21 protein-coding genes and 1 riboswitch are annotated in these 18,845 nt (G+C 41.0%); of the genes, 18 read left to right on the top strand and 3 right to left on the bottom strand.

Features of this window, described 5'->3' with window-relative positions:
• Positions 1-40: 40 nt before the first annotated feature.
• Positions 41-484 (top strand): YlbF/YmcA family competence regulator, encoded by a 444-nt coding sequence (locus G8782_RS05040; RefSeq protein ID WP_172370221.1) that lies wholly within the window; start codon positions 41-43, stop codon positions 482-484.
• 59 nt (positions 485-543) lie between these two features.
• Here G8782_RS05040 and G8782_RS05035 read toward each other — a convergent pair whose 3' ends face one another.
• A complete protein-coding gene (locus tag G8782_RS05035; RefSeq protein WP_172369793.1) occupies positions 544-1,455 on the bottom strand; it encodes a glycerophosphodiester phosphodiesterase family protein in 912 nt (303 codons plus the stop codon).
• Positions 1,456-1,629: 174 nt separating this feature from the next.
• On the opposite strand from G8782_RS05035, the gene G8782_RS05030 reads away from it, so the two are divergent.
• The 3 genes from G8782_RS05030 to coaD are packed head-to-tail and all read left to right on the top strand — an operon-like array spanning position 1,630 to position 2,975.
• Positions 1,630-1,902: a YlbG family protein gene (locus G8782_RS05030; protein ID WP_172369792.1), complete on the top strand. Its 273-nt coding sequence runs from the start codon at positions 1,630-1,632 to the stop codon at positions 1,900-1,902.
• A gap of 31 nt (positions 1,903-1,933) precedes the next feature.
• Positions 1,934-2,482, top strand: a complete 549-nt coding sequence (gene rsmD / locus G8782_RS05025) for a 16S rRNA (guanine(966)-N(2))-methyltransferase RsmD (protein WP_172369791.1) — start codon at positions 1,934-1,936, stop codon at positions 2,480-2,482.
• Between the two features lie 10 nt (positions 2,483-2,492).
• A complete protein-coding gene (gene coaD / locus G8782_RS05020) occupies positions 2,493-2,975 on the top strand; it encodes a pantetheine-phosphate adenylyltransferase (RefSeq protein WP_172369790.1) in 483 nt (160 codons plus the stop codon).
• A 72-nt stretch (positions 2,976-3,047) separates the two neighbouring features.
• Here the strand turns inward: coaD and G8782_RS05015 are convergent, their stop codons facing one another.
• Positions 3,048-3,935, bottom strand: a complete 888-nt coding sequence (locus tag G8782_RS05015; RefSeq protein ID WP_172369789.1) for a hypothetical protein — start codon at positions 3,933-3,935, stop codon at positions 3,048-3,050.
• A 136-nt stretch (positions 3,936-4,071) separates the two neighbouring features.
• Here G8782_RS05015 and G8782_RS05010 point away from each other — a divergent pair, with 136 nt between their 5' ends.
• From G8782_RS05010 to G8782_RS05000, 3 genes are all read left to right on the top strand, one after another.
• On the top strand, positions 4,072-5,118 hold the full coding sequence (locus G8782_RS05010) for a SepM family pheromone-processing serine protease (protein WP_172369788.1): 1,047 nt from the start codon (positions 4,072-4,074) through the stop codon (positions 5,116-5,118).
• 91 nt (positions 5,119-5,209) lie between these two features.
• A riboswitch (purine riboswitch) is annotated at positions 5,210-5,311 on the top strand.
• 145 nt (positions 5,312-5,456) lie between these two features.
• On the top strand, positions 5,457-6,044 hold the full coding sequence (locus tag G8782_RS05005) for a xanthine phosphoribosyltransferase (protein ID WP_172369787.1): 588 nt from the start codon (positions 5,457-5,459) through the stop codon (positions 6,042-6,044).
• Complete coding sequence (locus G8782_RS05000; RefSeq protein ID WP_172369786.1) at positions 6,041-7,342, top strand: nucleobase:cation symporter-2 family protein; 1,302 nt, start codon at positions 6,041-6,043, stop codon at positions 7,340-7,342. Before G8782_RS05005 ends, G8782_RS05000 begins: the two co-directional genes overlap by 4 nt.
• A gap of 455 nt (positions 7,343-7,797) precedes the next feature.
• Here the strand turns inward: G8782_RS05000 and G8782_RS04995 are convergent, their stop codons facing one another.
• Positions 7,798-9,030: a nucleotidyltransferase gene (locus G8782_RS04995; RefSeq protein ID WP_343034959.1), complete on the bottom strand. Its 1,233-nt coding sequence runs from the start codon at positions 9,028-9,030 to the stop codon at positions 7,798-7,800.
• 115 nt (positions 9,031-9,145) lie between these two features.
• On the opposite strand from G8782_RS04995, the gene G8782_RS04990 reads away from it, so the two are divergent.
• The 11 genes from G8782_RS04990 to rsmH all read left to right on the top strand — a co-directional run bounded on the left by G8782_RS04990 (position 9,146) and on the right by rsmH (position 18,845).
• Entirely contained in the window at positions 9,146-9,679 is a 534-nt protein-coding gene (locus tag G8782_RS04990; protein WP_172369784.1) for a YceD family protein, read from the top strand.
• Between the two features lie 27 nt (positions 9,680-9,706).
• The gene (gene rpmF / locus G8782_RS04985; protein ID WP_172369783.1) at positions 9,707-9,880 is read left to right on the top strand and encodes a 50S ribosomal protein L32; all 174 of its coding nucleotides are present in this window, start codon (positions 9,707-9,709) and stop codon (positions 9,878-9,880) included.
• A gap of 141 nt (positions 9,881-10,021) precedes the next feature.
• The gene (locus G8782_RS04980; RefSeq protein ID WP_246231546.1) at positions 10,022-10,774 is read left to right on the top strand and encodes an enoyl-CoA hydratase/isomerase family protein; all 753 of its coding nucleotides are present in this window, start codon (positions 10,022-10,024) and stop codon (positions 10,772-10,774) included.
• A gap of 124 nt (positions 10,775-10,898) precedes the next feature.
• Positions 10,899-12,242 carry an acetyl-CoA carboxylase biotin carboxylase subunit gene (locus G8782_RS04975; protein ID WP_172369781.1) on the top strand — a complete coding sequence of 448 codons (1,344 nt, stop codon included), beginning with the start codon at positions 10,899-10,901 and terminating at the stop codon, positions 12,240-12,242.
• Between the two features lie 15 nt (positions 12,243-12,257).
• A complete protein-coding gene (locus G8782_RS04970; protein ID WP_172369780.1) occupies positions 12,258-12,473 on the top strand; it encodes a biotin/lipoyl-containing protein in 216 nt (71 codons plus the stop codon).
• A gap of 47 nt (positions 12,474-12,520) precedes the next feature.
• Complete coding sequence (locus G8782_RS04965; protein ID WP_172369779.1) at positions 12,521-14,062, top strand: acyl-CoA carboxylase subunit beta; 1,542 nt, start codon at positions 12,521-12,523, stop codon at positions 14,060-14,062.
• A 68-nt stretch (positions 14,063-14,130) separates the two neighbouring features.
• Positions 14,131-15,033, top strand: a complete 903-nt coding sequence (locus G8782_RS04960; RefSeq protein WP_172369778.1) for a ketopantoate reductase family protein — start codon at positions 14,131-14,133, stop codon at positions 15,031-15,033.
• The gene (locus tag G8782_RS04955; RefSeq protein ID WP_172369777.1) at positions 15,030-15,422 is read left to right on the top strand and encodes a DUF3397 family protein; all 393 of its coding nucleotides are present in this window, start codon (positions 15,030-15,032) and stop codon (positions 15,420-15,422) included. The genes G8782_RS04960 and G8782_RS04955 overlap by 4 nt, the downstream gene beginning before the upstream one ends.
• A 74-nt stretch (positions 15,423-15,496) precedes the next feature.
• The gene (bshC, locus tag G8782_RS04950; RefSeq protein ID WP_172369776.1) at positions 15,497-17,113 is read left to right on the top strand and encodes a bacillithiol biosynthesis cysteine-adding enzyme BshC; all 1,617 of its coding nucleotides are present in this window, start codon (positions 15,497-15,499) and stop codon (positions 17,111-17,113) included.
• A gap of 332 nt (positions 17,114-17,445) precedes the next feature.
• Positions 17,446-17,877, top strand: a complete 432-nt coding sequence (gene mraZ, locus G8782_RS04945) for a division/cell wall cluster transcriptional repressor MraZ (RefSeq protein WP_172369775.1) — start codon at positions 17,446-17,448, stop codon at positions 17,875-17,877.
• A 23-nt stretch (positions 17,878-17,900) separates the two neighbouring features.
• Positions 17,901-18,845 (top strand): 16S rRNA (cytosine(1402)-N(4))-methyltransferase RsmH, encoded by a 945-nt coding sequence (gene rsmH, locus G8782_RS04940; protein WP_172369774.1) that lies wholly within the window; start codon positions 17,901-17,903, stop codon positions 18,843-18,845.

Raw genomic sequence — 18,845 nt, 5'->3', positions numbered from 1 at the left:
ATCTGGTATGATGGAAGGGTAAATGGAGGGGATGAAATCTATGTTGATGACCGATGAATGGGTCACGATTTTAGAACACGCGGAAGAACTCACCGATCATATACTCTCTTCGGAAGTAATGGAAGAGTACAATAAATGTTATCAAGCGGTCTATTCGAATGACATCCTTGTGAAATCGATTAAAGAATTCACAGAGATGAAAGAACGTTATGAAGAAGTACAAAGGTTCGGACGCTACCACCCGGATTATAGTCACGTCATGAAAGAGATTCGACTGCAGAAAAGAGCACTTGATCTTAATGAACAAGTCGCGGCACTGCGCCTTGCAGAAAATGATGTTCAATTTCTATTTGATGAAGTTGGGTCAATTATCGCTAGGTCAGTTTCAGAATCTGTGAAAGTTCCGGCAGGGAGTGCATTTTTCACGGATTCTTCTTGTGGAAGTGGTTGCGGCTCAGGTGGAAGTTGTTCGTGTTCCGCATAATAATACACCTTATTTCTGGTTTGTATACAGAAATAAGGTGTTTTTTGTAATAAAGGTTTTTACTCAGCAGTATTTTCGTTTAGGATTTGCATGACAAGTTCTGGATTGCTGGTGATAAATCCGGCAGCTCCGTTCTTGATCAATGCAAGAATAGCGTTTCGTTCATCAACATCTTTATAATAGACAGGGATATTCAACTTCGATAAAAAGGAAATGAATCCTTCACTGCTAAGTGAAAAAATGCCTAGCTTCTCTGTAACTTGAAACATATCGGCTTGCGGGTTATACAAATGCCTGAATTGACTTGCATAAGCAGCATATGATTTCTTTACTTCATCGTCGCCGGCACCCGTAGCAACTCGATTTTGCGCATATAAATTGAAGCGATCTATTTGTTCATCGTATGAACTTGTAACCGCGACCCGGTCCTCTGCACTCGTTTCCTCAATTAGCCTCCATAGCTTTGAAGGCATTAGACTTCCTTCATATGTCTCAGGGGACTCTTTCATGTCGATACTGACAAACATATGCGGGAAACGATTCAAAAGTTCTTTTAGTGTAAGTAATTTTTCACCCTTTCCACGGAAAGGAAATTCTCCATTTTCATCGGTAAATTGATAGCCGGCATCAGCATCTTTAAGTTCTTTTAAAGTGAAATCTGCGACTTTGCCAGCAAGATTCGTAGTTTTGTCCATATATTCATCGTGAAAAACAAGAATTTCTTCATCTTTCGTTAAACGTATATCAACAGAAAATCCATGAACGCCCAGAGAGGCGGAATTTGTAAATGCCGACAATGTATTTTCAGGAGCACCGAATAGACCACCCCGATTTGCCAATACGATAGGATTATCAAATTCTAGCGCTTTTTTTTGTTCGCGCACACCAGGTTTGGCAACTGCTTTGGAAGCGGCCCATGCAGCTATCCCAGCAGCACCTAGGGAAATGGCAACTTTAGTTTTTCTACCCAATACGAACCCTCCTTTATCAAATGCATATACTTTTTATCCTTCATTTGATTATGTAACTCCATTAGGAGCTTTTGTTTATTATAAGATATTAGACTCTCGTTGTCAGCTATATGGAGGTTGCAGCCCATTTCTGACATATGGTATTGTAGGGAGTAGGAAAAGAGGGGAATTCTTATGATTGATCGACAAGGTGTAATCATTTATCTCCATCACTTGAGACAAGCAAAATCGCTTCGAAAGTATGGTCATGTTCATTATATATCAAAGAAAATGAAATACGTCGTTCTCTACTGCAATCAAGATGAAGTAGAATCCGTCATTAAAAAAGTAGAGCAACTCCCGACCGTAAAAAAAGTATTGCCTTCATATCGTCCATTTGTAAAAACAACTTACGAAAATGCAAAACCAGATAAAGCAAAGGAATATGATTATAAGACAGGGCTATAGGCAGCTAAAATATTGGAGAGGTTGAGAGGCATTGAGAATTATCGCGGGAGAAAAAAAAGGATTGCGCCTTAAATCTTTAGAGGGGGTCCATACTCGTCCGACATTGGATAAGGTCAAAGAGTCCGTATTCAATATGATCGGCCCCTATTTTAACGGCGGGATTGTTGTGGAACTATTTGGCGGCAGCGGAGCACTTTCACTAGAAGCTTTATCTCGCGGAGCCGAAAAAGCATATGTTTTCGAAAAAAATAAAAAAGCATGTGCCGTTATAAGATCCAATGTGGAGAAATGTCACTACGAAAAAATTGTACATATTAAGCAATCTGATGCCAGGAATGCATTGAAAATATTGCAACAATATGATGAGAAAATTGATATACTTTTCATAGATCCGCCCTATGCGCAAAATGAATTTTATAATTTAGCTCGGACAATTTCTGATGCCGGTCTTCTGGCTGAAAGCGCTGTTATCGTTTGTGAACATGATCATAAAACAGAATTACCGGAGACTTATGGTTTATTCCAGAAAAAGAAATCATCAACTTACGGCAATATTGCGATATCAATTTACGAGAAATGAGGTTTTACGAATGTCTAAAATAGCAGTTGTCCCTGGTAGTTTTGATCCAATCACGAATGGACATCTCGACATTATTAAACGAGCAGCAAAAGTTTTTGGACAAGTGAATGTCGTCATCATGCATAACTCATCAAAGAACTATCTATTCAGTGTTGATGAACGAATGAATCTGATTAGGCAAGTGACGCAATCGATTCCAAATGTAAAGATAGAAACTTCCAGCGGTTTAATGATCGACTATGCCGAAAAAGTCGGTGCAGTCGCAGTTGTCCGCGGACTACGTGCTGTTACTGACTTTGAGTATGAAATGCAGATTACATCGATGAACCGTGTTCTAGACGAAAATATTGAAACGTTTTTCATCATGACGAATAATCAATATTCGTTTCTGAGTTCAAGTATCGTAAAAGAAGTTGCGCAATATGGCGGCGATATTTCAGAACTTGTTCCTGTACAAGTAGAGACTGCTTTGAAAATTAAATTTGAAAAATAATAGTCTGATAAAGGCTATCATGGGGAATGCATTCATGATAGCCTTCTTTTTTTCAGTTGCAAAAAAGAAATTTTATATCAAGAAATAAAATAATATCGGAACCATTAAAATGCACCATAGCCTTCCAATAACATAAGGGCGCAGAGAAACCTTTGCGGATTTGGCGATTACCGCGACTTGAATATGAATACTAAAGCCGTTCAAGGAAATAATAGCCGCAATGAGTAGCGGAAATATTGTCAGTCCGCTAAAATGAGTAGTTGCGGATTGAACGCCTGAGGTCATTTCAAAAATCGAAAGCGTTATTGTTTGTGCGATACCAGTATCTACTGAAAATGTAGATGCGACGACACTCGATAGCACAATCCCTAATGCGGAGAAAAAAATCACGGTTGTCGCCACGAGAATTATGATTTCTGAACTATCCTTAAGCGAATCAAGAAGTGGCATAGTAGATCGTTTTGTTACTGGCGGTTGAATTATATCCTTTAATTTTTCATCATTTTTAATAAATAATAGTGTTGTAAAGAAGAAGATAATATTTGCGATATGGATAGCAATTAATAACTTCCAACCAGTGTTTATATCATCGAAAAGTTCAATCCCTACAAAGCCGATTACAAACATTGGTCCGGGGGCGTGGCATGACGCTAACAGGAGTCCAGCTTGTTTTCGAGTCAGCTCTTCATTTTTTGTCATTTCCGATACAGTCACAGCGCCGACCGGAAATCCGCCAAATGAACCGAGTACATATGCTTTCACAAACTTTTTCCATGGGGCTACTACTTTTCCGGTTGCCGGCATTTTTAATAACCATTGAGTTAAAATAATATAGGGTAATAAATAAGGAAGCAGCGCGTGAACAAAAAGCCTCGCACCTGCTTCAGCACCGTCATGTGCAACACCCGGTTGGAAGATAAAGAGCAGGATCAACCCCCATATAATAAAGATGTTTATCATCTAGTATGTGCATAGTTTAGCGTACATGCACTCCGCTCCTTCCATTTAGGGAGTAAAAAATAAAATGAAATTAATCCGATACACTACTATATATGTCATAACCGTACAGGCTATTAATAATCGGAGGTGCACAAAAATGAAAACGAAAAGAATTGGCATAACTGGAATTATTATGATCATAGTCGCGATCTTGTTTGTGTATCCGATGGACATTTACATATCAAAACCAGGCGGGGCATATGATCTGACGCCTTTAGTAGAAGTCGAAGGCGGGGACGAGAATGATGTCGGGACCTTTAGTTTAATGACGATTTCATTATCGAAAGCAACGGCAGCGTCATACGTCTATTCAAAGTTTTCAGATCAACGAAAAATTCTCCCGGCAAAGCAGGTTCGAAGATCGGGTGAAAGTGAAACTGAATATAATGTGCGCCAAAATAGGTTGATGTCTGACTCGCAATTTAATGCGATAACAGTTGCTTTTGATAGGGCAGATATTCCAATTGATGTCAGCTTTGACGGGGTGTCAATTATGAGCGTGTTAGAGGATGGCGCTGCCGCTGGTATTTTAGAAGCCGGTGATAAAATCCAAGTAGTAGACGGCGTTCAATTAACAGAATCAGGCCAGTTCGCCGACATTATTTCACGAAAGCTCCCAGACGATGAAGTTAGTCTGACGCTAAAAAGAAATGATGATGAAAAAAACGTAATCGTCAAATTAAAAGAAATACCTAATGGTGATGGTCGTGTAGGATTGGGTGTCCAATTTTTAGAAGACCGAACAATAACGGCAGAACCAGAAGTGACAATGCACACATCGAATATTGGCGGACCTTCGGCGGGGTTGATGTTTACATTGGAAATAATGAATCGACTACTTGATGAAGATCTCACAAAAGGTTACAACATAGCCGGTACTGGAGAAATGCTGGAAGATGGCACTGTCGGAAGAATCGGAGGGGCTGATTTCAAAGTAATCGCAGCATCGCGTAAAGGTGTCGAAATCTTCTTTGCCCCAGATGATGAGTTGCCGAAAGAAGTGCTCGATAAAAATCCTGGCTTGCAAACAAATTACGAGGAAGCCGTCGCAATGGCAAAAAAGATTGGTACGAAAATGAAAATCGTTCCAGTGAAAACGATTGATGATGCGCTCGAATACTTAGAAAAGCTCGAACCGAAATGAACAGCATGAAGTCTTGTAAAATATAGAAGTATATGAATTTTACATTACTAGCAAAACCTGTTGAAAAATGATAAACACATGTTACAATAAAAACATTCTAATAACATTCACTCATATAATCGCGGGAATATGGCCTGCAAGTTTCTACCGATTTGCCGTAAACAAATCGACTATGAGAAGCAATGGAAGGGTCATGCTTTATAATTCAAGCATGCCTCCTTTTCATTTCCTTTCGATAAAAGCTCGAAGGACATTGCTCCACTCTAGTCATGATTGGATGCACGGTCTTTGGGCTTTTTTTGTCCTTCGATCGTGAAATGTGAAGGGAGAACAAAACAGTGGAACTACTAAAGAACAAGATATTGCAAGAAGGAAAAGTGTTATCCGAATCGGTGTTGAAAGTCGATTCTTTTTTAAACCATCAAATCGACCCTGAATTGATGCAAGAGATAGGCAAGGAATTTGCAACGCGATTTGCCGATTCAAACATAACTAAAATTTTATCAATAGAATCATCAGGTATCGCACCAGCAATGATGGCAGGTTTGTATTTAGGCGTGCCTGTTATTTTTGCGAGGAAAAGAAAATCACTTACGTTAACGGATCACTTATATACTTCAAGCGTTCATTCATTCACGAAAAATGAAACGAACGATATTTCCGTATCGAAAGATTTCTTATTAGCCGATGATGTCGTGCTCGTGATTGATGACTTTTTGGCGAATGGACAAGCGGTTCATGGGCTAGTTGATATTATTGAACAAGCAAAAGCTCAGTTGGCGGGCGTCGGGATCGTCATCGAAAAAGGCTTCCAACCGGGCGGCGCTGCAATACGTGAGCAGGGTATCCGTGTCGAGTCACTCGCCAACATCCGCTCTTTGGTAAATGGAAAAGTAGAATTCTTTAGCGAGGTAAACGCCAAATGAAAAACGGTACTAGAACGGCGGCATTAAGTATCCAACACGTGCTCGCGATGTACGCGGGAGCAGTTATTGTTCCGCTGATTGTTGGAAAGGCGCTAGGACTGACTTCGGTTCAGCTTACTTATCTCGTTTCTATCGATATATTGATGTGCGGTGTCGCTACAATTTTACAAATCATGAATAACCGTTTCTTTGGGATCGGACTTCCTGTTGTCTTGGGCTGTACTTTTACAGCTGTCGGACCAATGATTCAGATTGGTGGAGAATTTGGGATTTCCGCGATTTACGGGGCGATTCTTGTGTCGGGTCTTTTTGTAATTGTCATCAGTCGTTTTTTTGGCAGTCTGGTTCGTTTTTTCCCACCTGTTGTTACGGGTTCAGTCGTTACCATTATTGGAATCACACTAATCCCTGTTGCGATTAATAATGTGGGCGGCGGTAAAGGTGCGAGCGATTTCGGTTCGTTGACGAATATTTCACTAGCCTTCGGAACCTTGTTTTTTATAATTTTTTTGTTTAGGTTGTCAAAAGGTTTTATGCGTGCAATCTCTATTTTGCTAGGGTTGCTCGTCGGTTCAGCTGTCGCGATGTTTATGGGCATTGTCGATTTTGCACCTGTTACTGAAGCAGCCGCTTTACATATGGTGAAGCCGTTTTACTTTGGATTGCCGACATTTGAATGGTCAGCCATCTTGACAATGATTCTTGTTGCAATGGTTTCTTTAGTTGAATCGACAGGTGTTTATTTTGCATTAGGAGATATCTGTGAGCGGAAGCTAAAGAAAGATGATCTTGCAAAAGGGTATCGTGCAGAAGGAATCGCTGTATTATTAGGCGGGTTATTTAACGCATTCCCGTATACGACCTTTTCACAAAACGTCGGACTAATTCAAATGTCAGGCGTAAAATCAAGAAAAGTTATTTTCATTACAGGTCTGATGCTCATCACACTCGGTTTTGTACCGAAAATCGCTGCGCTTACAACAATAATTCCAATCCCTGTTTTAGGTGGAGCGATGATTGCGATGTTCGGCATGGTTATTTCACAAGGAATTAAGATGCTTAGCAAAACCTTTACGTCATCGCAAGAAAACCCGATGATCATTGCTTGTTCCATCGGAATCGGTCTAGGGGTTACCGTTGCACCCGAGCTGTTTGCAAACCTTCCTGCAAGTCTTCAAATGTTTACAAGTAACGGTATTGTTGCGGGTAGCTTGACAGCAATTTTGCTGAATATATTATTCAATATGATCCCGTCATCGAAGAAAAAAGAAGTGACTTTAGCGGAGCAGAAAGTTTAAGAGGAGATTAAGCATAGGAGGAATTTCAATAATTCTTCTCCTATGCTTTTTTTATTGAAATTAACGTCTCCTTCTTGCGTGAAAACGTTTCTTGCTTCACGCCAAACGTATCCTTGTTTGCCAAAAACGTTTCCTTGTTTCGACAACGTTTCTTAGTTTGAGCAAAGCGTTTCCTTCTTTCGTGAAAACGTTTCTTGGTTCACGTCAAACGTTTCCAAGTTTGCCAAAAACGTTTCCTTGTTTCGATAACGTTTCTTAGTTTGAGCAAAGTGTTTCCTTCTTTCGTGAAAACGTTTCCTACTTCACGCGAAACGTTTCCAAGTTTGCCAAAAACGTTTCCTTCTCCATAATGCTTCAACACCGCCCGCAGTGGTAGACGCTATATGAAAAAACACCGAAAAAAGAGTACTTGAATAATGAAGCATTCAAAGTACTCTCTATGTTTCCCTAGTCAATCAGTCACGAAAGAAAATAGGAGCTTGCTTATAATCGGCACCAATCAAGGTCTGGTCTGTCCCTTGTGCGATTCCAAGTGCATACATATTTGATGCATGAATATCCATTTTCATTGATGGATCTGAGAAGGCGGCGACTTTACTGACAAGCGGAAGTTTTAAGTCCTTTTTATTTTCATTTAAATAAAGCCTGCCTTGTTGTGTCATTCCCAACAAGCGCAAATAGGAAGGCGCATCAATTTGACGGCGTATATCATACGTGAATCCGGTGAAGATATGGGTGAGCATGCGCTGGATTCTAGTCCATGTATACCTTTTCGATTTGACTTTATTCATGAACTCTTCAAAAGTCCCGCTAGTTTCAGCAGCACGATAGAAAAGGTTTTCAATGCCTTCTGTCACATCAGCGATTTGACTCAGCCGCTCGGGCCCTTCCCGAAGGATTGTGAATCTTAAAAAAGGGTAAAATGTGTCCCAATTCCCGAACGATTGGCGCTCGGCTTGCCATTCGCGTAATGCATCATAAGTTTCTTCTGGATAAAATCCGCTTACGGATTCAAGCGAATTTGATTCGAAAAAGGATTTACGGATTCCAGTAGCGCTTGCGATGGAATTTCCTTCAACCGCATCGTCATGATAGTCAGCTACAATACGGGATATAGTCGCAGCTTTCATAGATGATTGAATGTTCCAGGCGGCTTGCAAATAATGAAAACCCAAAATATTATTCGGCTTCGTTAAATCTGCAAAAGGCTTTTCAGATGCGGAAGAGTGAATGGCTTGTTGATATGCCGAATTAAGTGCTTTAGGATAACTCATGCCTTCGCGCACTGACTCTTTTATAGTTTCTTCATATTCATTTTCCGCATTGGTTAAAAGCTCTAAACTATTGTTAAAAGGTTCTATATTGCCGTCTTCGCTTCCGAAACAAAAGGATTGACATCGGGCGGCATCCAGAATTTGAATGGCCCCCTGTGCAAATACAGGAGCATGTGCTGTAGCGAATGCATACGGAAGTTCAAATACGAGATCAACGCCGTTTTGAAGCGCCATTTTCGAGCGCGACCATTTATCGACAAAAGCAGGTTCTCCACGCTGCAAGAAATTACCGCTCATGACGGCGATAACAATGTCTGCATTTGTCGTCTCCCGTGCTTGTGATGCATGAAATTTATGTCCGTTATGAAACGGATTGTATTCAACGATAATTCCTGTTGCTTTCAAAGCTGTCACTCCTTTGTTACAATGATATTATTATACCTATGGGAATGGTGAAGTGACAAGAAATTATCTTGACATCCCTTTGTTCCCATTATATAATCAAGAATGTTGTCTTGAGGTGATCGACATGAAATGGTCCATCAATCAATTGCAGAGATACAGGCAAGGGGACATGCCGTTTGACGAAACGGTTAACCTTGATTCCGTTAAAAAACGGAACCCGGATATCCGGGATATCAAGCCTATCCATGTAACCGGAAGTTGTACAATTGGCTCGAGTAATCTCACGTGCCGATTCCGGCTTGAAGGAACGATGATACTGCCTTGTGCCCGAACGTGGGAAGATGTCGCTTTTCCATTCTTAATTGAATCGACTGAACGATTCAGTTGGGATGAGACGGAACTAGCGTCCGATGATGAAATTCATCAAGTCAGCGGAGATTTTGTTGACTTGACTCCCGTCTTTGAGGAGCTCGTCCTCCTTGAAGTACCGCTCCAAGTTTTCAGCGAACAAGCTGAAGATGTGAAGACGGTTGAAGGTAAAGGTTGGTCATATGCGACCGACGAGGAGTACAATGCTCGGCTCCAAGAAGAACGTGAAACAAAAGTGGATCCGAGGCTTGCCGGATTGGCAAACTTATTTGAGAAGAAAGACGAATAAGGTAATTCGTTTAAGGAGGTGCCCCAGATGGCTGTACCAAAAAGAAGAACATCTAAAACTGTAACGAAAAAACGTCGTACACATTTTAAACTACAAGTACCAGGAATGGCTACATGTGATAACTGTGGCGAACAAAAGCTAGCACACCGCATTTGTAAATCATGCGGACACTACAAAGGAAAAGAAATCGTAGGCGAATAATTACATTCGTATACATAGAGAATGTTTTTGAACGTCCTCTATAAAGGCTGCCGTGAGACCATGGATCTCGGTAGCCTTTTTTCTATGCGTAAATTTCCTGCAATTGGTATACTAGAGCTATATACAGGAGGTGCAATTTTATTGGCATTTAAAATTACAATTGAAGAAAACATTGCGACATTCATGATTGATCGACCTGAAATGAGGAATGCGATAAATACAGAAGTAGTCGACGGACTGGAATCTTTTTTGGAGAAGATCGAAAATAATTCAGACATATCATTCGTTGTCATTACAGGAGCGGGAGACCGTGCATTTTGCTCAGGAGGAGATTTGTCGGAGTACCAGGACCTTCAAACTGCAGAGGATTCCTTTCCTATGCTCAGTCGAATGGCAGGTCTTTTACACCGAGTCGCAACGCTTCCGATGCCTGTGATTGCTCTTGTGAACGGAACAGCTGTCGGGGGCGGCTGCGAGCTTGCAACCGCATGCGATTACCGCGTTGTTTCTGATCAGGCAAAAGCGGGCTTCATACAAGGAACACTTGCAATCACAACAGGTTGGGGCGGCGCAACATTATTATTTGAGAAGTTCGGCAAGCACGACCAAGTATTCCGCTTATTATCCGAAGCCGAAGTTCATAGCGCCGAGGAAATGTTAGAAATCGGATGGGCGACTGAATTGTATAGCGGGACTGCGGAAGAAGGACTCGCACAGTTTCTTGAAAAGATGTTGAAGATTCATCCAGCTGTTCACCGGGCCTATAAAACCATTGCAATCCGTAAGTGGACTGCCGATTTTATCAAGGACCGAATGTTGGGAGAAGCACAGCATTGCTCGATTCTATGGGAAAGCGAAGCGCACCATGATGCAGTCAAACGCTTTTTGCAATGAAACAAAGATTAAGCGAATGAAAATAGACTAATTTCAGACAAAGGTTGAAAACGGTTTCACTTATCGTATAAACTAGTAATTGAATGGGAGATTTCACTTTCAAAAAGTTTGGGGGATGAAACATATGAAAAAGATACTGATTGCAAATCGTGGGGAAATTGCAAGTAGGATCATACATACGTGCAAACGCCTCGGCATTGAAACAATTGCGATTTATTCTGAAGCTGACGAAGATATGCCGTTTGTAAAAGAAGCCGATTCCGCATTTTTAATCGGGCCGCCACCCGTGCAGCAGTCTTACTTAAAAGGGGAAGAAATTTTAAAAATTGCTTTACGTGAAGGAGCGGACGGCATTCATCCGGGGTATGGGTTGCTGTCTGAAAACGTCGATTTTGCGTCTCAAGTATCAGAAGCGGGTCTGAAATTTATTGGGCCGGATGCTTTGACGATTTCTGAGATGGGGGACAAAGTCGGATCCAGGTCTACGATGAAAGCCGCATCTGTTCCTGTTGTGCCTGGTACTGATGATGGCGTGGATTCATTAGAAGAGGCAATGCGTGTCGCAAAGACAATCGGATATCCGATCATGTTGAAGGCGAGTGCAGGCGGCGGCGGGGTCGGAATGGTGCGCTGTGAAAGTGAGCAAGCGCTCAGTCAACAGTTCGATTCGGTGAAAAATCGCGCGAAAATGTACTTTGGAAATGATCTTGTTTTCATTGAAAAGTATATTACGAATGCCAGACATATTGAAGTCCAGATTTTTGGTGACGATGCTGGAAATATTGTTCATTTATTCGAAAGAAATTGTTCCGTGCAACGGCGCAATCAAAAAGTGATTGAAGAGTCGCCGTCGCCGAATTTGTCGGATGAAACGAAAAGTCGTCTTTATCAAGCGGCAGTTGACGCGGCAAAAGCAGTGAACTACAAAAACGCGGGAACGGTAGAATTTATCGTCGATGAAAATGATGAAATCTACTTCCTAGAGATGAACACGAGACTTCAAGTTGAACACCCTGTGACGGAAGAAGTTACTGGATATGATCTTGTCGAGTGGCAAATAGAAGTTGCCCGCGGGAATGAACTTCCAGTTAAAAATCAAGATGACATTCAACTTAATGGGCATGCGTTAGAGTTTCGCGTGTATGCCGAAGACCCAAAAACGTTCATGCCATCTCCGGGAACAATCACGAAACTAAACTTGCAAAGTGAATTGGACGGTATACGAATCGATAATGGCTACGCCGAAAACGGAAAAGTCACTCCCTTTTATGATCCATTAATTTCAAAAGTGATTGTCCATGGGAAAACCCGAGATGAAGCAATTGAAAAATCGAAAGCTTACTTCTCAGAAATTGAGATTGAAGGATTAAAAACGAATATTCCATTATTCACAGAAGTTTTGAATGTGAATTCGTTCAAGGCGGGCACTTATACGACAGCGATTCTCAATGATTGGTCGAAAAAATAAGAGGAGGAAATTATTATGACACAATTAAAATCATCAATGGCGGGAACAGTATTTACAGTAAATGTAGCAGTAGGAGAACAAGTGGCGGCGGGCCAAGTCGTGATTGTTCTCGAATCAATGAAAATGGAAATTCCAGTTGAAGCAGAAACAGCAGGTATAGTGACAGCTATCAATGTGAATGTTGGCGATTTTGTAAATGAAAACGACGTTCTAATTACTTTAGGGGAGTAATCGCTAAAGGGCGTCAACTCATGTTTTAATAAGGGAAGGGGATTGGGATGGTAGAAAAAGTTGAGTACAATAAAGATCTTGATTCGAAACTGAAAGAAATCTTTGCAGGCGGTCATCCGAAATACCATGAACGCCTAAAAGAACAAAATAAACTGTTCGCGAGAGACCGCTTGGCACTGCTCTTTGATAACGGGGAATACACGGAAGATGGACGTTTCGCGAATTATGAAGCAGGAGATCTTCCGGCAGACGGCGTCGTTACAGCAATGGGGAAAGTTAACGGGCAAACTGTTTGCGTGATGGCGAATGATTCCACGGTTAAAGCAGGTTCTTGGGGCGCTAAAACTGTTGAAAAAATCATTCGTATTCAAGAAATTGCTGAAAAAAATCGTGTTCCGATGCTGTATCTGGTCGATTCAGCAGGTGCGCGAATCACTGATCAGCTAGAAATGTTCCCGAATCGCCGCGGTGCGGGAAAGATATTTCATAACCAAGTAAGACTATCTGGTTTCATTCCGCAGATTTGTATTTTGTTTGGTCCATCGGCAGCAGGCGGAGCTTATATTCCAGCATTTTGCGACTTGCTTATCATGGTGGAGGGAAATGCATCGATGTATCTTGGATCACCGCGAATGGCAGAAAAGGTTATCGGTGAAAAAGTAACGCTTGAACAAATGGGCGGCGCCCGAATGCATTGTTCGATTAGTGGGTGCGGGGATGTGCTTGCTGCGAACGAAGAAGAAGCAATTGCTGAAGCACGTCGTTACCTTGAATACTTCCCGGCAAATTACACAGAAAAACCTGCAGTCAAAGAAACAATTGAAGCGAAAGCAGGGCGTACATTAGAAGCAATCATCCCGGAGAACCAAAATGCTCCGTTCGATATGTATGAAGCAATCGATGCATTAATCGATGAGGGCAGTTTCTTCGATGTGAAAAAATTATTCGCTCCAGAAATTATTACAGGGTTGGCACGAATCGAAGGGCAACCCGTGGGAATTATTGCGAATCAACCGAAAGTAAAAGGCGGCGTACTATTCGTCGATTCTGCGGATAAAGCAACGAAATTCATCAATTTATGCGATGCGTTTTCAATTCCATTGCTATTCTTAGCTGATGTACCCGGATTCATGATTGGAACAAGCGTGGAAAGAGCAGGCATTATTCGCCATGGTGCAAAACTGATTATGGCAATGAGTTCAGCTACGGTTCCGAAAATTTCGGTCATCGTTCGAAAAGCATACGGCGCAGGTCTATACGCAATGGCGGGTCCGGCGTTTGAGCCAGATGTTTGCATTGCGCTTCCAACTGCGCAAATTGCGGTTATGGGTCCGGAGGCTGCTGTAAACGCGGTCTACTCAAATAAAATTGAGTCCATCGAAGATCCGAAAGAAAAACTTGCTTTCGTTCAAGAGAAACACAGGGAATATAAAGAAGAAATCGATATTTATAAAATGGCATCGGAAATGATTATCGATGATATCATCGAGCCATCGGACTTAAGAAGCGTGCTTGCAGATCGTTTCAGATTGTATAGTACGAAAGAAATTGCACAAGCACCGCGAAAACATCCAGTATATCCTGTATAATAGAAAAATAGATTGACGAATAGGCCCGCTATTATGCGGGCTTATTTATATGAAAGGAGAATAGAAAAATGGATGTCGTAATTGTCGGAGCTGGGTCGGTCGGATTGCTACTTGGCTCGTACTTATCGGAATCTGGCATAAAAGTCACAATGGTCGTTCGAAGGGAAGAACAAGCAAGCGAACTTAATAAGAATGGAATCCGAAGAGTAAATGAAGATGGTTCAGAATCTTTTTTAGGTGTTCATGCGACAACAATTATTCCAACGGATAATGCATCTAGTGTCTGGATAATTGCCGTAAAATATATAGATTTACAGAAATTACTGATCCAACTGGATAGTTTAGAAATCAAAAATCCTATGCTTTTCATCCAAAACGGACTCGACCATTACAGCATGGCGAACGCTACATCAATTCCGCATCTTGCATTTGCAACCGTTGAGCATGGAGCGCGCAGGCTTGACGACAATACTGTACAACATAACGGGGTAGGTCTCGTAACGATTGGAGCGGGACGAGGCGATTCAACTCTTTTTGATATCGTTGAGAACGCACATTCAAAAAGCTTTCCGGTAACGAGGCATGTGGACGCAGAATTTGTATTGATGAGAAAAGTATTGATTAATTGCATGATTAATCCATTAACCGCGATACTCGAAGTGGAAAACGGCGGACTGCTAACAAATCCATCGTGCCATGAATTATTTGTAACTTTATATGATGAACTTATCAATGCATTCCCTGAAATGAAACCCCATCTATCTTTGGAAGCAGTGTCAGCCGTCTGTCAAAATACTGCGCACAATAAATCATCGATGTTGTCTGACCGGTTAGCGGGACGCCCGATGGAAATAAAAACAATCATCACAGCGGTGATTGAAAAGGCTCATGCATTACATAAAAATGTTCCCCTTCTAGCCATGTTAGAAAAAATGCTTTTTGCAATTGAAAGCAAGGGAGAACAACTATGACGACTACCCTTTTATCAGTATTGTTCGGTATTCTCATATTTTGTCCGTATATAGTGACGATTCTAATTCTAATGATCTATAGACGATTAGGTACGGCACCGGCATCCATACTCGGCCAAGCCGCCGATTTAACTACGCCATTTCTATTTCTCTCGGTGTATATAATTGCGCGAACGATTTATGGGGATCTGGTTGGTTTTTACATATCGATCATTGCAATCATCATTACTATCATTTATTCAATTCTTGAAAAGATGAAGGTCAAAGAATTTCTGATTAAACGTTTTTTACGAAAGGTTTGGCGATTATTTTTCCTTCTATTATCTTCTTCGTATGTTATCTTGCTAATTATCGGCCTGGTACTAAAAATTATGCAATACGCCTTATAAGCGTTTATTTTTAATCACGCCTTTTAAAATGATATACTTTGGATAATTAGGAACGTTAAAAAAGGGGCTCGCATATGAAAGTGGACAATATCGCATTACAAGAGCAGAATAAAGTAATGCAATCATACAATAATGATAATGAATTCATACATACGTATTTTGATTATGAAAACAAAGAAAGTTCATATCCGGAAAGACTTGCTGAATTATCAACACGTAGATTTAAGCGAAAACAACTTGCGGAAACAGTTCGTTCATTTATGGAACCCTTTGGAATTTCTCAAAGTGCCCACGAGCATTTAGTTGAACTAGAAGAAGATGCGGTTACCGTAGTCGGCGGGCAACAAGCTGGCATACTTACAGGTCCTTTGTATTCCGTACATAAAGCAATTTCAGTAATTTTGCTCGCAAAGAAACAGCGCCAAGCTTTAGGCGTGCCAGTTGTACCGGTTTTTTGGGTGGCGGGCGAGGATCATGATATTAATGAAATTAACCATGTCTATACAAATACAGCTGGGCGTGTCACGAAAGAGCAAATTCAAGATAAATTTGTTTTGAAATTAATGGCGTCAGATGCGACCTTTGATCAGATAGAGATGAAAGAGTATGTTAAAACTATTTTCAGCAAGTTCGGTGAGACGGCATACACAAAACCGTTGATGGAAGAAGTTTTAGCTGCTGTAGATAAAGAAAATACATTCACCGGTTTCTTTGTTCGATTAATGAACGGCCTCTTTGCAGAGGAAGGATTATTATTCATCGATTCGGCATACAAACCATTACGTGAGTTGGAAAGCGATTATTTTCAACTGCTTATCCAAGAATCTGAGAACGTTGCGGCAGCCATTGTCGATAAGGAAGCAATGTTCAATTCAGGAGGGTATGGTAGACCGTTCGATGCAGAAGGAGATGCTTCGCATTTATTTTACGTACATGAAACTGGTCGCATGTTACTGACGCGAAGAGATGAATACTACGTGAACGATAGTGCAGGACTTCGATTTACTACCGAAGAAATGTTGGATATCGCAAAAGAGTCGCCATTTCTTTTAAGTAATAACGTCGCAACTAGGCCTTTAATGCAAGACTTGGTATTTCCTGTTCTCGCATTCATAGGTGGCCCTGGAGAAATCACGTATTGGGCATTGCTTAAAGAAGCGTTTCATCAACTCGGTATAAAAATGCCGATCATTGTCCCGCGGTTATCGATAACGCTCGTTCCAAGAGATACCGGCAAGGCGTTAAAAGAGAAATCAATGACGTTCCAAGATGTACTTTCGGGGGAAGTTATGGGCGCCCGCGAAGAGTTTATCGAGACATTGAAAAATAAACAATTTGACCAAGCAGTAGCCGAAGCGGAAAAAGTTCTTAAAAAAGAATATGAAAAAATCAGGAGCACTATCGCCTCTGATGAGCTCATGATGAATGATATTTTGGAAAAGAACTTGAATTTCCATAAATTGCAATTCAACTATTTAAAGGAGAAATCCGAGGAAGCAGTGATCATCAAACATGAAGTCGCTCTTCGCAAATTTAGTCTGATAGAAACGGACTTATATCCAAACAATGCTCTTCAAGAAAGAAGTTACACACCATACACTTATATGAATGAATATGGTCCAACCCTAATTAAAGATCTATTAGAACTACCATTGGAATTTAATGGAACTCATAAATTAATTTACATTTAAACAAAAACACTCTAATCTGCATTGTCATGCGGTTTGGAGTGTTTTTTAATTGAGTTTTACTTATTAGGTTTATTAACTATCTGAACATCGCTGCCATTTCATATCCATTAATTTAAATTTCCAGATGCCGACATGAAATCGCGACATCTGTTTTTATCGTTAAATAAGGGAAACTTCCCCACAAGGTAACTAAGTCTAAGAAATCGCGGTATTATCTCATTGAAACAAGTACTATTTACGCATTTTCAACGAAAACGTAAAGAAATTCCGAATAGTGGTGGAGGAATGTGGGGGGATGTGGTACATTTATTTTACATGGTGGGGTGAAGAGTATGTTCATGGGTGAATATCAACACACAGTAGATACAAAAGGTCGCCTGATCGTTCCGTCGAAATTCAGGGAACATTTGGGTGGTAATTTCGTGTTGACTCGTGGCCTAGATAACTGTCTCTTTGGCTATCCTATGGAAGAGTGGAAAATACTCGAGGAAAAGCTTAAAGCCTTACCTGTAACAAAGAAAGATGCGCGTGCATTCACCCGGTTCTTCTTTTCCGGAGCAACAGAAGTTGAATTGGACAAGCAAGGCCGCATCAACATCCCAGCATCACTGCGCAACTATGCGAAAGTCGAAAAAGATTGTGTTGTCATCGGTGTATCCGGCCGTATTGAAATTTGGTCGAAACCCCTATGGGATACTTACTATGATGAGTCCGAAGAATCTTTCAACGACATTGCAGAAAACATTATCGACTTTGATTTTTAACTTAAGAAAGTAGGCGGACTCAATTGTTCAATCACACAACGGTATTGCTCGAGGAAGCCGTCGATGGTTTAAATATAAAAGAAGACGGCATATACGTTGACTGCACACTTGGCGGCGCAGGGCATAGTATAGAAATTGTAAAAAGGCTTTCAGAAAAAGGCCGTCTCATTTGTTTTGATCAAGACACTTCCGCTATCGAAGTCGCAAAAGAACGACTTAAAGATTATTTAACAAACGTCACTTTCATTCATTCAAATTTCAGGTATTTAAAAGAAGAACTTGCAAACATCGGCATTACCCACGTCGATGGTATTCTTTATGATTTAGGCGTCTCATCACCGCAACTTGATACGCCAGAACGCGGATTCAGCTACAATCATGACGCGCCGCTCGACATGCGCATGAATATGGAAGCGACATTGACAGCTTATGACGTAATTAATGATTGGTCTTATGAAGATCTTGTCCGAATCTTTTTTCGTTATGGAGAAGAAAAGTTCTCAAAAGGGATTGCAAGGAAAATTGAAGCAGCTCGTGAAGAATCTCCAATTGAAACAACTGCGGAACTTGCCGAGTTAGTGAAAAGTGGAATTCCCGCTGCAACAAGACGTACGGGTGGGCATCCTGCAAGAAGAGTATTTCAAGCAGTTCGAATCGCTGTAAACGATGAATTAGGGGCGGCAGAAGATTCTCTGACGGATGCAATTACATTGCTCAATCCCGGAGGGCGAATTTGCGTCATCACTTTCCATTCATTGGAAGACCGTTTATGCAAAGCGATTTTCCGAGAAGCATCTTCGTTACCGGAAATGCCGCGGAATTTACCAATCATTCCAGTGGATATGAAACCGGACTTAAAACAAATTACGAGAAAACCAATTGTTCCAGACCCGAGAGAAATAGAAAAAAATAAACGTGCCAGATCGGCTAAATTAAGGATTGTCGAAAAAAATGAAAGAGGGGGATAA

The sequence above is a fragment of the Sporosarcina jiandibaonis genome (assembly GCF_013184495.1).
Classification (GTDB): domain Bacteria; phylum Bacillota; class Bacilli; order Bacillales_A; family Planococcaceae; genus Sporosarcina; species Sporosarcina jiandibaonis.
This window is presented reverse-complemented; position numbering and strand designations above follow the sequence as displayed.

What these genes read in the sequence shown, in the direction of transcription:
- G8782_RS05040 (WP_172370221.1), top strand. Translation starts at nt 41, where the DNA reads ATGTTGATGACCGATGAATGGGTCACGATTTTAGAACACGCGGAAGAA.
- G8782_RS05030 (WP_172369792.1), top strand. Translation starts at nt 1,630, where the DNA reads ATGATTGATCGACAAGGTGTAATCATTTATCTCCATCACTTGAGACAA.
- coaD (WP_172369790.1), top strand. Translation starts at nt 2,493, where the DNA reads ATGTCTAAAATAGCAGTTGTCCCTGGTAGTTTTGATCCAATCACGAAT.
- G8782_RS05015 (WP_172369789.1), bottom strand. Translation starts at nt 3,935, where the DNA reads ATGATAAACATCTTTATTATATGGGGGTTGATCCTGCTCTTTATCTTC.
- G8782_RS05010 (WP_172369788.1), top strand. Translation starts at nt 4,072, where the DNA reads ATGAAAACGAAAAGAATTGGCATAACTGGAATTATTATGATCATAGTC.
- G8782_RS05000 (WP_172369786.1), top strand. Translation starts at nt 6,041, where the DNA reads ATGAAAAACGGTACTAGAACGGCGGCATTAAGTATCCAACACGTGCTC.
- G8782_RS04990 (WP_172369784.1), top strand. Translation starts at nt 9,146, where the DNA reads ATGAAATGGTCCATCAATCAATTGCAGAGATACAGGCAAGGGGACATG.
- rpmF (WP_172369783.1), top strand. Translation starts at nt 9,707, where the DNA reads ATGGCTGTACCAAAAAGAAGAACATCTAAAACTGTAACGAAAAAACGT.
- G8782_RS04975 (WP_172369781.1), top strand. Translation starts at nt 10,899, where the DNA reads ATGAAAAAGATACTGATTGCAAATCGTGGGGAAATTGCAAGTAGGATC.
- G8782_RS04970 (WP_172369780.1), top strand. Translation starts at nt 12,258, where the DNA reads ATGACACAATTAAAATCATCAATGGCGGGAACAGTATTTACAGTAAAT.
- G8782_RS04965 (WP_172369779.1), top strand. Translation starts at nt 12,521, where the DNA reads ATGGTAGAAAAAGTTGAGTACAATAAAGATCTTGATTCGAAACTGAAA.
- G8782_RS04960 (WP_172369778.1), top strand. Translation starts at nt 14,131, where the DNA reads ATGGATGTCGTAATTGTCGGAGCTGGGTCGGTCGGATTGCTACTTGGC.
- G8782_RS04955 (WP_172369777.1), top strand. Translation starts at nt 15,030, where the DNA reads ATGACGACTACCCTTTTATCAGTATTGTTCGGTATTCTCATATTTTGT.
- bshC (WP_172369776.1), top strand. Translation starts at nt 15,497, where the DNA reads ATGAAAGTGGACAATATCGCATTACAAGAGCAGAATAAAGTAATGCAA.
- mraZ (WP_172369775.1), top strand. Translation starts at nt 17,446, where the DNA reads ATGTTCATGGGTGAATATCAACACACAGTAGATACAAAAGGTCGCCTG.